This is a genomic window from Polaromonas aquatica, assembly GCF_042659145.1.
GTDB lineage: Bacteria > Pseudomonadota > Gammaproteobacteria > Burkholderiales > Burkholderiaceae_C > Polaromonas > Polaromonas aquatica.
The window spans coordinates 496,251-508,668 of the sequence record NZ_JBHSRS010000084.1 but is presented as its reverse complement, the minus strand read 5'-3'; the positions used below and the strand labels follow the sequence as shown (position 1 = coordinate 508,668).

Annotated in this window: 17 protein-coding genes; 11 read left to right on the top strand and 6 right to left on the bottom strand. The window is 60.5% G+C overall.

All coding sequences use genetic code 11. The features are described 5' to 3' along the window. The first annotated feature begins 154 nt into the window (after nt 1-154). A complete protein-coding gene (locus tag ACFQND_RS23645; RefSeq protein WP_377414698.1) occupies nt 155-1,048 on the top strand; it encodes an ion transporter in 894 nt (297 codons plus the stop codon). A gap of 4 nt (nt 1,049-1,052) precedes the next feature. Here the strand turns inward: ACFQND_RS23645 and ACFQND_RS23640 are convergent, their stop codons facing one another. Next, complete coding sequence (locus tag ACFQND_RS23640) at nt 1,053-1,610, bottom strand: YaeQ family protein (protein ID WP_377414695.1); 558 nt, start codon at nt 1,608-1,610, stop codon at nt 1,053-1,055. A gap of 105 nt (nt 1,611-1,715) precedes the next feature. On the opposite strand from ACFQND_RS23640, the gene ACFQND_RS23635 reads away from it, so the two are divergent. The 9 genes from ACFQND_RS23635 (at nt 1,716) to ppk2 (ending at nt 8,288) form a co-directional block, all read left to right on the top strand. Beyond that, on the top strand, nt 1,716-2,717 hold the full coding sequence (locus ACFQND_RS23635) for an LLM class flavin-dependent oxidoreductase (RefSeq protein ID WP_377414692.1): 1,002 nt from the start codon (nt 1,716-1,718) through the stop codon (nt 2,715-2,717). A 213-nt stretch (nt 2,718-2,930) separates the two neighbouring features. Then, nucleotides 2,931-3,629, top strand: a complete 699-nt coding sequence (locus ACFQND_RS23630; protein WP_377414689.1) for a glycine zipper 2TM domain-containing protein — start codon at nt 2,931-2,933, stop codon at nt 3,627-3,629. Nucleotides 3,630-3,680: 51 nt separating this feature from the next. After that, nucleotides 3,681-4,115, top strand: a complete 435-nt coding sequence (locus ACFQND_RS23625; RefSeq protein WP_377414686.1) for a hypothetical protein — start codon at nt 3,681-3,683, stop codon at nt 4,113-4,115. 107 nt (nt 4,116-4,222) lie between these two features. After that, nucleotides 4,223-4,504: a DUF427 domain-containing protein gene (locus ACFQND_RS23620; protein WP_371439985.1), complete on the top strand. Its 282-nt coding sequence runs from the start codon at nt 4,223-4,225 to the stop codon at nt 4,502-4,504. A gap of 167 nt (nt 4,505-4,671) precedes the next feature. Next, a complete protein-coding gene (locus tag ACFQND_RS23615) occupies nt 4,672-5,388 on the top strand; it encodes a class II aldolase/adducin family protein (protein ID WP_371439984.1) in 717 nt (238 codons plus the stop codon). 19 nt (nt 5,389-5,407) lie between these two features. After that, nucleotides 5,408-6,382, top strand: a complete 975-nt coding sequence (locus ACFQND_RS23610; protein WP_371439983.1) for a Bug family tripartite tricarboxylate transporter substrate binding protein — start codon at nt 5,408-5,410, stop codon at nt 6,380-6,382. Between the two features lie 206 nt (nt 6,383-6,588). After that, nucleotides 6,589-7,026 carry a universal stress protein gene (locus tag ACFQND_RS23605; protein WP_371439982.1) on the top strand — a complete coding sequence of 146 codons (438 nt, stop codon included), beginning with the start codon at nt 6,589-6,591 and terminating at the stop codon, nt 7,024-7,026. A 10-nt stretch (nt 7,027-7,036) separates the two neighbouring features. Then, on the top strand, nt 7,037-7,276 hold the full coding sequence (locus ACFQND_RS23600; RefSeq protein WP_371439981.1) for a YdcH family protein: 240 nt from the start codon (nt 7,037-7,039) through the stop codon (nt 7,274-7,276). A gap of 118 nt (nt 7,277-7,394) precedes the next feature. Next, nucleotides 7,395-8,288 carry a polyphosphate kinase 2 gene (ppk2, locus tag ACFQND_RS23595; RefSeq protein WP_371440084.1) on the top strand — a complete coding sequence of 298 codons (894 nt, stop codon included), beginning with the start codon at nt 7,395-7,397 and terminating at the stop codon, nt 8,286-8,288. A gap of 446 nt (nt 8,289-8,734) precedes the next feature. Here ppk2 and ACFQND_RS23590 read toward each other — a convergent pair whose 3' ends face one another. After that, on the bottom strand, nt 8,735-9,499 hold the full coding sequence (locus tag ACFQND_RS23590; RefSeq protein ID WP_371439980.1) for an SDR family NAD(P)-dependent oxidoreductase: 765 nt from the start codon (nt 9,497-9,499) through the stop codon (nt 8,735-8,737). Nucleotides 9,500-9,550: 51 nt separating this feature from the next. Next, complete coding sequence (locus ACFQND_RS23585) at nt 9,551-10,258, bottom strand: RluA family pseudouridine synthase (protein ID WP_371439979.1); 708 nt, start codon at nt 10,256-10,258, stop codon at nt 9,551-9,553. A gap of 41 nt (nt 10,259-10,299) precedes the next feature. On the opposite strand from ACFQND_RS23585, the gene atpE reads away from it, so the two are divergent. After that, nucleotides 10,300-10,542, top strand: coding sequence for a F0F1 ATP synthase subunit C (atpE, locus tag ACFQND_RS23580; protein WP_371439978.1), 243 nt, complete (start codon nt 10,300-10,302; stop codon nt 10,540-10,542). Between the two features lie 14 nt (nt 10,543-10,556). Here the strand turns inward: atpE and ACFQND_RS23575 are convergent, their stop codons facing one another. From ACFQND_RS23575 to ACFQND_RS23565, 3 genes are read right to left on the bottom strand one after another with little or no spacing between them, the layout of a single operon-like run. Then, nucleotides 10,557-10,853 (bottom strand): VF530 family protein, encoded by a 297-nt coding sequence (locus ACFQND_RS23575; RefSeq protein ID WP_371439977.1) that lies wholly within the window; start codon nt 10,851-10,853, stop codon nt 10,557-10,559. After that, on the bottom strand, nt 10,853-11,002 hold the full coding sequence (locus ACFQND_RS23570; protein ID WP_371439976.1) for a hypothetical protein: 150 nt from the start codon (nt 11,000-11,002) through the stop codon (nt 10,853-10,855). Before ACFQND_RS23570 ends, ACFQND_RS23575 begins: the two co-directional genes overlap by 1 nt. 30 nt (nt 11,003-11,032) lie before the next feature. Then, on the bottom strand, nt 11,033-12,355 hold the full coding sequence (locus ACFQND_RS23565) for an NAD(P)/FAD-dependent oxidoreductase (RefSeq protein ID WP_371439975.1): 1,323 nt from the start codon (nt 12,353-12,355) through the stop codon (nt 11,033-11,035). Between the last annotated feature and the right edge of the window lie 63 nt (nt 12,356-12,418).

Here is a 12,418-nt window from a genome sequence, read left to right as displayed (position 1 = left end):
TGGATGAAAAGTGCCCCTGGCCACCGTCTTTGGCGCGCAACGTGCTATTAAAAAGAGAGTGATCGCCGGCTCGTCCGTGGACCCGCGCGGCACTGATGTATCGTGCGTGACTTGGTAATCAACAAGGTCGCGCCAAATGGCGCGGCCTGCAAGCATGGCAAAACCTTCTTCTTCGCTCTCCACACCACATTACGGCAAGCCGCTGGCCGGCTGGCGCCTGCGCTGGTACACGATTATTTTCGAGGCCGACACCCGCGCCGGGCGTGTGTTCGACCTGTCGCTTATCGCCCTGATCCTGCTCAGCATTGCCGTGGTCATGGCCGACAGCGTGCAGGCGATCCATCAGTCCCATGGGCCCATGCTGAACGGCGCCGAGTGGCTGTTTACCGTGCTGTTTACCGCCGAATACATTGCGCGCCTGCTGTGTGTGCGCAAGCCGCTGCAATATGCCACCAGCTTTTTCGGCATCATCGACCTGGTTGCCGTGTTGCCGACCTACCTGGCGCTGTTTTTCCCCGAGCTGCATGCGCTCATTGATGTGCGGGTGTTGCGCCTGCTTCGGGTGTTCCGGGTGTTCAAGCTCGCCGCTTATGTGGCCGAGTACCAGTTTCTGGGTCGCGCGCTGGCCGCCAGCGGCCGGAAAATCCTGGTGTTTTTGTCGGCCGTGCTGATGGTGGTGCTGGTCATGGGCACGGTGATGTATGTGGTCGAGGGCCAGACCAACGGTTTCACCAGCATTCCCACTTCGGTCTACTGGGCCATCAGCACGGTGACGACGGTAGGTTTTGGCGACATCACGCCCAAGACCGATCTGGGACGGCTGATTGCGTCTTTCATGATGCTGATGGGCTGGGGCATTCTGGCGGTGCCCACCGGTATCGTGACGGCGGAGATGGCGGCGCAGCGGCAGATGCAGGTCTCGCAGGCGCCGACCACACGCACCTGCCATGAATGCCTGAGCGAAGGCCATGGCCCGGGCGCTGATTTTTGCTCCAGCTGCGGCGCACGGCTGCCGCCTTACCAGCAGCACGCCGACACGGCATCCTGAAGTTTTAGTCGCCTGCCGTCAACCGGCGCGGCGTGATTTCGACGGAGCCAACTGCGGTGCTCATCCACACCGTGCCGTCCTGCACCGTCACCTGCAGCTGCATGCTGCGTTCGGCCAGTTTGGCCAGCGCCTGGCTTTCGGCGGCTTCGATCTGCCAGACAACCAGGTTGGATGCACGGGTCAGTTTGGTCTCGATATTTTTCCACCAGACGGGCGTGCTGCTGGCAAAGCTGTAAACACTGACCTTTTCTGCCCGGCCCGCGGCCTTCATCAGGCGCTTGTCGTCGGGCTGGCCCACGTCTATCCAGTGCAGGATCTGCTCTGTGTAGTCCTTGTGCCAGAGCGCGGGTTCGTCCACGTCCCAGAGGTCTTTGGCGAAGTCGAGCTTGCCCTTGTTGTCGTCGGCGGGCACATTGAGCGCGAAGGCCAGCAGGCGGATCATCATGCGTTCGTCGGCCTCGGACGGGTGACGGGCAATGATGACGTTATGGTCGGCATAGACGTTGCGGTCCATGTCTGATAGCTGGAGTTGGGCTTTGTAGATGGTGGCTTTTAATGCCATGGAATCTGCTTCTTTATATTGACGGGATGTAAGCCTGTATTTGAACAGAGCCGACAACGTAGCCCTTCCAGAGCGGGATCGGGCCAGTCTGGCTATAGTTTGCGCATGCTCAGCCTCTCTGTTCTCGACCAGTCGGTTGCCGTTTCCGGCCGCACTGAAGACGCCTCCATCCGCGAAACCCTGGCTTTGGCCCAACATTGCGAGGCGCTGGGTTATCACCGCTTCTGGCTCAGCGAGCACCACAGCCATCCCGGCATTGTCGGTAGCGCGCCAGAGGTTCTGATGGCGGCGATTGCCGTGACCACGCAGCGCATACGCATCGGCAGCGCGGGTGTGATGCTGCCGCATTATTCGGCGCTGAAAGTGGCCGAGCAGTTTCGCGTACTTGAAGCACTGGCACCGGGGCGCATTGACCTGGGCGTGGGACGCGCACCGGGCTCGGACATGCGCACGGCACGGCTTTTGAGGGCCGACCCGCACCAGGCAGCGGAACACTTTCCGATACAGGTTCGCGAACTGCAGGCCTGGGTATCCGGTGCCGAGCTGCCAGAGGGCCACCCGGGGCGCGGCGTGACGGCCAACCCGACCGGCCCGACCACCCCCGAGCTGTGGATGCTGGGCAGTTCCGACTATGGTGCACAACTGGCGGCGCATTATGGCTTGCCCTATGCGTTTGCCTATTTCATTACCGACGGGCAGGGGGCCGACCAGGCACTGGATCTGTACCGCCGCATGTACCGGCCCAGTGCCACGCATCCCAAGCCGCAGGCCACTGTTTGTGTATGGGCGCTGGCGGCGGATACCGAAGCAGGGGCCTGGCACCATTTCTCCGGCCGTGAGCGCTGGAAGATCGACCGGAACAAAGGCGCGCTGGGGCCGCTGCTTTCTCCGGCAGAAGTTGCCTTGCGCCCCTACAGCGCGGCCGAGCAGTTCGAGTCCGACAAACTCCGGCGTACAGCGCTGGTGGGCAGCGGCAGGCAGGTGGCGGACAAGCTGCGCGCGCTGGCCGATACGCTGGAGGTCGAAGAACTGGTTGTGATTACCTGGGCGCACGATCCTGCTGCCCGCAGGCGTTCCTACGAATTGCTGGCCAAAGAGTTTTTCTGATGCTGCGCGCCGGGCTGTCGTGGTGAACCTGGATAGTGAGCCGGTAGAGACGGGGCTTCCGGTCCGACAAGAGTGTGTGAAATTCAAAACCTGGCCAGAAACACCGGCCGGGAAATGCATTGTTGCGACAACTGCTACTTACGAATCTGACATCGTCCTACACGGTGTATCACGCAGGGGTGTCGACAATGGACTTCTCATAAGGAGTCCATCATGGATGCCAGCCAACAAAACACCGATCTTTCGAATTCCCAACCCGGCGTTGCGCAACGCCTGCAGCACAGCAAGGCTCTTGTAGCCATTGTGGCGGTGCTGGGCGTCACCGTCATGGCGCTTGCCGCAGCATTGGTGGTCAATCGCTCTGAGGCACAACCTGGCGTACAGCCCGGCAGCATGGCTGCCATGGCACCTGCTGCCGTGCCACCCGCCGCCAGCAATGCCGGTGGCGAACCGGCCGCCAAAGTGGCTGCCGAGGCCCACAAACCTGTATCCAGCAGCCCAAGCAAACACGCGACACCCCCGGCGGTCGTTGCGCGTGCCAATGTATGTGCCGATTGCGGCACGGTCGAGGCCGTGACGGCTGTGCAGCGCCAGGGGCAGGTTAACGGGGTTGCAGTCGGCAACACCACCATCGGCCTGGGAACTGTTGCGGGCGGCGTTCTGGGCGGTCTTCTGGGCCATCAGGTGGGCAATGGCAACGGCAGGACGGCCGCGACCGTTCTCGGTGTTGCCGGCGGTGCCTTTGCGGGGAATGCCGTCGAGAAGAATATGAAGAAGGTCACTGTGTATGACGTGCGTGTCCGCATGAACGATGGCTCCACGCGCAACCTTGATATCTCCAGCGCTGTCCCGGTCGGCTCCAAGGTGATCGTTGAGGGGAAAAACCTGCGCATGGCTACGGCTGCGGGCTGATGCCACGGATTTTAAAAACCACAAACTTATTTGATTGATAGTGAGAACACTTTGAAGACAACAACTCTTAAATCGCTGCTGGCAGTGAACCTGTGTGCCTTTTCCGCCTTTTTTGGTGGCGCAGCCCTTGCCGCCACGCCGTATGCAAATGCAACGGTTGAGGGCGCGCTGACGCCCGGCGTGTACGGCCGCATCGAAATCGGCACGGCACCGCCACCGCCGCTCATTTACGCGCAGCCGGTGATCATCCAGCGCCCGCCGGTACTGGTGCAACAAGCACCTCTTTACCTGCATGTGCCCCCCGGACACGCAAAAAAATGGTCCAAGCACTGCGACCGGTACAACGCCTGCGGCCAGCCGGTTTATTTCGTCAAGGTGAGGGGTGATGACGACTATGAGCGCCGCGGGCAAAAGGGGCGGCACGAGGAACGTGGACACGGAAAGGGGCATGGCCATGGTCACGACAAGGACCGTCATGACCATTGACCGGCACGCTGCGCTGAAATAAGTTGCCTGCGGGCCATCGCGTTCCCGGCATTCGTGTGGATAGCGCGTAGCATTGGGGCTGGCACTTCAGTTCAGGAAAGAATCTCATGAAAGCAGTTTGGAATGGCGCAGTGATTGCGCAAAGCGATGACACTGTCGTCCTTGAGGGAAACCATTATTTCCCCGCGAGTTCGTTGAACCGCGATTACGTCACCTTCAGCAACCACCACACCATGTGTGCGTGGAAAGGCGAAGCGAGTTATTACTCGCTGCTGGTCAACGGAGAAATGAATACCGATGCGGCCTGGTACTACCCCAATCCCAAGCGCGAAGCTGAAGAAATAAAGGACCATGTCGCCTTCTGGAAGGGCGTGAAGATCGAGGCCTGAGCCTCGTTCCATTTCAGCGCGATATGCCCTGGTCTCAGCGCCGCGGCTACGCCTGACGGGGGCGGGTTTACCCTCTGTTTTTTGACCTGCTTTCGGCTGGTCAGGCATTCAAGTGATACGTATACTTATTAATAATTGGCTGCGGCCATTATTGACAAGGAAACTTCATGACGCCTCCCAAACCCGATCCCGCGCTGCTTGAAAAACTGGCCATAGCCAACCGTATTCTTTACGACCAGAACGTCGTTGACGGTTTTGGCCACGTGAGTGTGCGCCACGACAAATCGCCTGAGCATTTCCTGTTGTCCTGCAACCGGGCGCCGGGACTGGTCAGCCCCGAGGACATCCTGACGTATGACCTCAACGGCGACCTCGCCGTGGCGTCCGACAAGCGCTCCTACCTTGAGCGTTTCATACACAGCGAGATCTACAGGGCCCGGCCCGACGTGATGTCGGTGGTCCACAGCCACTCGCAGAGCGTGATCCCGTTTGGCGCCACGGGCCAGCGTTTGCGGCCGATTTTCCATATGAGCGGCTTTCTGGGCAGCGGCTCCGCGCTGTTCGAAATCCGCGATGCCGGCGGCAACACCGACCTGCTGATCCGCGACACCGGTCTGGGCAAGGCGCTGGCCCAATCGCTGGGCAAGCACAACTGCGTGCTGATGCGCGGCCATGGTTCAACCACCGTTGCACCGTCGCTTGAATTGGCGGTGTACCGCGCTATCTATGCAGAGGTCAATGCCAAGCTGCAGATACAGGCAGCGGCGCTGGGCCCCGTCAATTTCCTCAATGAAGAAGAGGCGGCACTGGCTGCCGCGAGCACGGAGGGGCAGGTTGTACGTGCCTGGGATTTGTGGCGCGGGCGTATCGGTTCCATCGCTTAAAAAATACTGGAAACAAAAAATGAAACTTCGCACTTTTCTGGGCCTGCTGGGCCTGGCTGCCTCCGCGCAGCTTGCCGCGCCTGTGGCGTGGGCCGACACCTATCCGTCACGCGCGGTCAGGATCATTGTTCCTTACGGTACCGGCGGTGGCTCGGACATCCTGGCCCGGCAGATTGGCGCGCGGCTGCAAACCATCTGGGGGCAGGGCGTTGCGGTGGACAACCGGGCCGGCGCATCCGGCAATATCGGCACCGAGGCAGTTGTCCGCTCGCCCGCGGACGGCTACACCCTGCTGTTGCAAAACAGCACCATGGTGGTGAACCCGGCGGTGGCCGGCAAGCTCAATTACGACCCTGAAAAAGACCTGACGCCCATCATGCTGCTGGGCCTGACACCGATTGCCCTTGCGGCGCACCAGAGCACGAATATCAAAAACCTGAAGGATCTGGTGGAGTACTCCAAAGCCAATCCAACGGCGTTGAACTACGGCTCCTGCGGTGTCGGGACTCCCCAGCATTTCGTGATGGAACTGGTCAAGCAGAAGTCGGGCGTGAAAGCCACCAATGTCGGCTACAAGGGCTGCGCGCCGGCCTTGACCGATGTGGTGGGCGGCCAGGTGCAGCTGGCCATCCTCAGCGCCAACCTGATCGCCCCGCATATCAAGACCGGCAAGCTTTACGGCATAGGCGTGTCGACCGCATCGCGCTACCAGTTGATGCCGCAGGTGCCGACGTTTGAAGAGCAGGGATTGAAGCCGCTGGACTTTTCGATCTGGTATGCGCTGATGGGCCCGGCCAAAATGCCGCCCGAAGTGGTCGCCCGCATTTATGCCGATGTGCAAAAAGTGCTGGCCGAGCCGGCGATCAAGGAAAACCTCTCAGGTGCCGGTGTGGAGCCGCTAAGCGGCAACGGCGCAGAGCTGAGCAAACTCATCAAGGTTGACCTGGCACGTTATGCCCAATTGGCCAAGTCGGCCAACATCAAGGCCGAGTGAGCCCCACCCCAGGGCCATCAAAAGCATCCGAAGGGCACCTTGGCGTCTTGTCCGATAGCTTTTTGGCGCCTGATGGCTTACAAACGGGGTATGGCTTGCCCCGCCTTTCTCCTTTTCGCGTGAAGCGGCTGGTGCGGCTGTAGCAGAATCGCCTTGGCGGGTTGTTTCTGGAAATCTGTTGCCACCTGAGAAAAGGAGATTCCATCATGTTCGAGCACATTCTTGTTCCCGTAGACGGATCAAGCACATCCAGCAAGGCCATTGAAAAAGCCGCTGCTCTCGCAAAAGCCTTTAAAAGCGAGGTGATCGTGGTCAGCGTGATTGACACCTATGCCTTTACCGGCGTGGGTACCGAATTTGCTTACGGACAGGCCGAATACCTCAGCGCCGCCACGGCCGAGGCCAACCTCGCGATCAACGCCGCCAGGAAATTTCTTGAAGCCGATGGCACGGTGGTGCGCGCATCGGTGGTCGAGGGGCAGGCGGTCTACAAAAGCATCCTCGAGTCGGCCGAATCCGCCGGTGCCGACCTGATCGTGATGGGATCGCACGGCCGCCGGGGGCTGGAAAAACTCGTCCTGGGAAGTGTTGCGGCACAGGTCCTGTCGCATACGCACCTGCCCGTCATGATTGTTCGGGAATAACGGAGGTTTTATGGAGTTGCTCAAGCACGACCTGGCCCATGAGTTCCCCCAGCATCTGGAGAAGATGCGCGAACTCAGGGCAACAGATGCCCATTTTGCGCGGCTCTTCGCCGAGTATGACGAAGACAATCGGGCGGTGACCCAATACGAACAGGGGCACGCCGCGCTCGGCGACGAAGCGCTGGAATTGCTCAAAAAGAAGCGGCTCAAGACCAAGGACGAGATCTACAGGCGACTCCAGCGGGATTGATTTCCCGAGTGATACCGCGCTTTTCACGGCACTGACATATTGCTCCCGTAGGCTTGCGGCTTAACCTGTTTGCCGACCTGCTTGGGAGAGCGCCTTGGATTCAAGTGACGAAGAATTGATGCGGCGTATCCGCAACGACCTGATCGACAGCTACGATGAAGAGCTGGAGATGGAACTTGAAGATCGCACGGTGGCCGAGCTGACCGGCGAAGAAACCCAGGGCCACAGCGCGCAGGACAAGGAGCGCCGCCGCCAGTACTTTCGCGAGTTGTTCCGCCTGCAGGGCGAACTGGTCAAGCTGCAGGACTGGGTGGTCGGCACCGGCCACAAGGTGGTAATCCTGTTTGAGGGCCGGGACGCCGCCGGCAAGGGCGGGGTGATCAAGCGCATTACCCAGCGGCTTAACCCGCGCATCTGCCGCGTCGCAGCACTGCCTGCGCCAAACGACCGCGAACGCACCCAATGGTATTTCCAGCGTTACGTCTCGCACCTGCCGGCGGCCGGCGAGATCGTGCTGTTTGACCGCAGCTGGTACAACCGCGCCGGGGTGGAGCGGGTCATGGGGTTTTGTACCGACGAACAGTACGAAGAATTTTTTCGTACCGTGCCCGAGTTTGAAAAGATGCTGGTGAGCTCCGGCATACAGCTCATCAAGTACTGGTTCTCCATCTCTGATGAAGAACAGCACCTGCGTTTTCTGGGTCGTATCCACGACTCGCTCAAGCAATGGAAACTCAGTCCCATGGACCTGGAGTCAAGGCGCCGCTGGGAGGAGTACACAAAGGCCAAGGAAATCATGCTGGAGCGCACGCATATTCCCGAGGCGCCGTGGTGGGTGGTGCAGGCGGTGGACAAGAAAAAGGCCAGGCTCAACTGCATCCATCACCTGCTGGGGCAGATGCCCTACGCTGAAACCGAGCACCCCGCCATCGTGCTGCCCGAGCGTGTCAGGCACGAAGATTACGTGCGGCACCCGGTACCGCAGGACATTGTGGTACCCGAGATTTACTAGGGTTTGCCTGCTTCCGCGCAACTCAAGTTGTTTGCAGCTATCTTGTATTCATGCGCCTTTGCGGCGTTTGAAACTCACGGCATGCAAAGCCGAAGTCGTAAACACGGTTGGCCCTTGCTGCAGGTGCAAGTAATGACTGCCCACCATTTCCGTAGCCTAAGGAACACCGGTAACAAAGCCTCGTCGCGGACCTACGGTTATCTCGAACGCAAACGCCCGAGGGCGGGTTCAACCGGTTTATGCAACAAGTTGGCTGAATCGTTCGGCAGGTGTTTACGATTTTAATTACCCGGAAAATTTCCTTTGCAGCACACGCAGTGGCAAGAGTAGGTGCGATGGAGCGCTGCGCCGGGGCGGGTTGTCCCAAGCAAGCTTAGCCCCATTTAGTGGTAGAAGGAGCTGTGCGTTGCCGAAGGCTCACGCAGTGACAAGCGAGGGGGCTTTATTTACTCGCGCACATCGGCCACGGGTTGTGCACCAAAGTCGGGCCGGGCCAGAAATGCCAGCACACGGGCTGCCGCCGCATCGGGTGAGGTCAGTGACCCGCTGCTTTTGAGGTTCACAAAACCGGCCCGGTCCGGAAAGGCTGCATTGTCTGCAGCGCGAAGCTGGTCCTGCATGGCTGTATCGATCACGCCGGGTGCCAGCGCGCAGACCTCTGCGCCATTCGGCTTCAGGGCCTCTTCCAGCGCCAGGCAGCGCGTGAAATGGTCCATTCCCGCTTTGGCTGCGCAGTAGGCAACCTGGGATGCCATGGCCTTGCGTCCCAGGCCCGATGAAATATTGAGTACCTTGCGCTTGCCGTTCCAGCTGGCAGTCGCGTGCAGGAATGCGGACGTCAGCTGCATGGGTGCTTCCAGCCCGACGCGCAACGCACGCGCAAGCTCATCGGGGGCTGCTTCGCTGAGCGGGACAATCGGTGGAATCACACCGGCGTTGTTGATGAGGCTGGCGCTTTCCCATGGGCCGCTGTTGCCGGCCAGCCAGGCCTCAAGCCGTTTGCAAAGGGCTGCGCCGTCGGCCAGGTCATGTGTCCATTGCACAAGCGTGGCGCCCGCGGCCGCTGCTTCCTTGACCAGTGCCTCTTGCGACGTGCGCGAAATGCACAGCAGGGTGTCGCCGCTTTTGAGCAACTGGCGGGCCATGGACAGTCCCATGCCGCGCGATGCGCCGGTAAGGATGGTGAGATGGGGAGCTGTTTTTGAGGTCATGCGCCCGATGGTAGCGCCAGTGCCATTTGTGTGCTGTGTATTTGTGCTTTGCTAAAAGCCGGGCTCGCAGGCAAAACGCATGGCCCGGCCTTTTTCAGGATGGCTAAAGGCAAGCATGGCCGCATGCAGCAACAGGCGTGGTGCCCTGGCCTGCACTTCTGCAGGCGCATACAGCTGGTCGCCAAGAATCGGGTGGCCCAGTGCCTGCAGATGCACGCGCAGCTGGTGTGAGCGGCCGGTGACAGGCTCAAGCTCAACCCGTGTGCTGTTCGCGGCATTGCCAGAACCCACGCTACGCCAGCGCGTCTGGCTGGGTTTGCCGTGCTCCCTGTCGATGATGCGCAGTGGCCGGCGCGGCCAGTCCACGGCGATCGGCAAGTCAATCAGCGCCCATTCACCCGGGTTTTGCGGCGCGGGCTGGTTCTCATGCATGAGGCCATCCACGACTGCCACGTAACGCTTGTGCACTTCACGGTTTTCAAACAGGCGACTCAGCGCGCGCTGCATCTCGGCGCCCCGCGCCATCAGCATCAAGCCCGATGTGGCCATGTCCAGCCGGTGCACCACCAGTGCGTCGGGGTGGTGTTGTTGCACGCGTCGGCTCAGGCAGTCCTGTTTGTCTTCGCCGCGCCCCGGCACGGAAAGCAGCCCGGCCGGTTTGTTGAACACCAGCAGGCTGTCGTCGGCGTACACCGTTTCAATGCCTTCACCTGCGGCATGACCTGCGAGGTAATTGTTTTGTGGAGGTGCGGTCTGCATGATTGGAGCCATCAGCAAGTGTTGACTAAAGGAGAAAAATCATGAGTGATGCAGGTGCCATTTCCATTGCATGCGGTTTGATGATTGGTTTGGGGGCGATTGGCGCATGCCTGGGCCTGGGCGTGATGGGCGGGCGTTATCTTGAAGGTGCCGTGCGTCAGCCTGAAATGATGGAGCCGCTGCAGGTCAAGATGTTTCTGCTGGCCGGCCTGATCGACGCGAACTTCCTGATTGGCGTGGGCGTGGCCATGATGCTGATATTTGCCAACCCGCTGGGTGGTTGACGGCAGGCCTGGACTCAGTCCGGTTTCCTGGGTGGCGGAAAGTTATGCACCGGCGGACTGTTGCGCCTGACCTCCCGCCGCATGAAGAGATAGAGGCTTTCAACCTTCTCGCGCGCCCACGGTGTCTTGCGCAGAAACTTCAGGCTGGAGGCCACGCTGGGCTCGCTGGTAAAACAGCGGATATTGATGCGCTGGCCAAGGTCTTCCCAGCCATAGTGTTCAGACAATGCCGTGACCATGGCCTCCAGTGTGACCCCATGCAGGGGGTTGCCCGCTTGTCCGGCCGCGGCGGGCGGCCTGTCTGCCTGCATCAGGCCGGCTTGTTTTTCAACTTGCCTTTGGGCATGACCTGGGTGACGACCGTCGCCCGGACTGCGTCAGGTGACACCGTCTTCGGTGGTGAGGTGTCCTTTTTTGGCTTTTTGACCATTTTGTTGTTGTGCGTCTGTCCTTTTGCCATGGGGTTCTCCTGTGATTGATATGCCAATTATCAATGCAACTTGATACGCGGGCGGTGCGTGCGGTCAATCATTTCCGACAGGGTGATCAGGGCGGTTTTCTTGAAGCCGCCCAACGCCAGCTGGTGCTGCTTGTGCAGTGCCCAGTACATCAGCTTGGCAAGCTGGCCTTCGACAAAAAAGCTGCCCTTGGTCAGGCTGCCCATCAGGCTGCCGACCGACGAGTACTCGGCCAGCGAGACCAGCGAGCCCTGGTCGGTAAACACAAAGGGCGCTACCGCTTTGCCTTCAATGAGTTTTGGCAGCGCACGTGTCAGGTACATGGCCTGCTGGTAAGCCGCCTGGGCGCGCGGCGGCACCCAGGTGCCGTCGGGCTGCTGGCAGGCGGCGCAGTCGCCGAAGGCATAAATGCTGGCATCGCGTGTGGTCTGCAGGTTGCCGTTCACCACCAGCTGGTTGAGTTTGCTGGTCTCCAGCGGGTTTTGCCCGTCTGGGTTGGCGCCCAGGGTTTTCAGGAAGTCGGCAGCCTTCACTCCCGCGGCCCAAACGGTGATGCTTGATGAAATGACCTTGCCGCTGGCCATCTTCAGGCTGTCCGCCGTGACTTCAACCACGCGTTCGTTGGTATGCACCTCAATCGCCAGCTTGCGCAGCTCGCGCAATGCCGATTCGCTCAGGCGTTCCGGCAACTGGGCCAGCAGGCGCGGTGCGGCTTCCACCAGTACGATCTGCAAATCCTTTTCAGGGTGGATATGGTCAAAGCCGTAGTTGCCGAGCACGCGCGCGGCGGCATGCAGCTCGGCCGCCAGTTCCACACCCGTGGCACCGCCGCCCACGATCGCCACCGTCAGGCGGCCGCTGCCCGCCGTGCGCGGCACGGTTTGCGCGCGTATGCAGGCGTTGATCAGGCGGTCATTGAAATGTTTGGCTGCCTGCGGGCTGTCCAGCTTGATGGTGTGTTCGGCCGCGCCCGGCGTTCCAAAGTCGTTGGTCTGGCTGCCCACGGCAATCACCAGCGTATCGTAGGCAAGCTCCTGCGCCGGCGTGATCTCGCGGCCGGCTTCGTCATGGCTGGCGGCCAGATGCACTGTTTTCTGGGTGCGGTCTATGCCGGTCAGGCTGCCGAGCCGGAACTTGAAATGGTTCCAGCGCGCCTGCGCCAGGTATTCGATTTCTTCTGCGTGCGTATCAAAGCTGCCGGCGGCCAGCTGGTGCAGCAGGGGTTTCCAGACATGGGTGCGGGCGGCGTCCACCAGCGTGATCTCGGCCAGCCCTTTTTTACCCAGGCGCTTGCCCAACTGGGTGGCGAGTGCCAGGCCCCCGGCGCCTCCACCGACGATAACGATACGTTGCATAAATGGGATTCCTCCGTGGACTGGTGCCACCCGTGTTGTTATGCCTTCCATGTTAACTGCCTG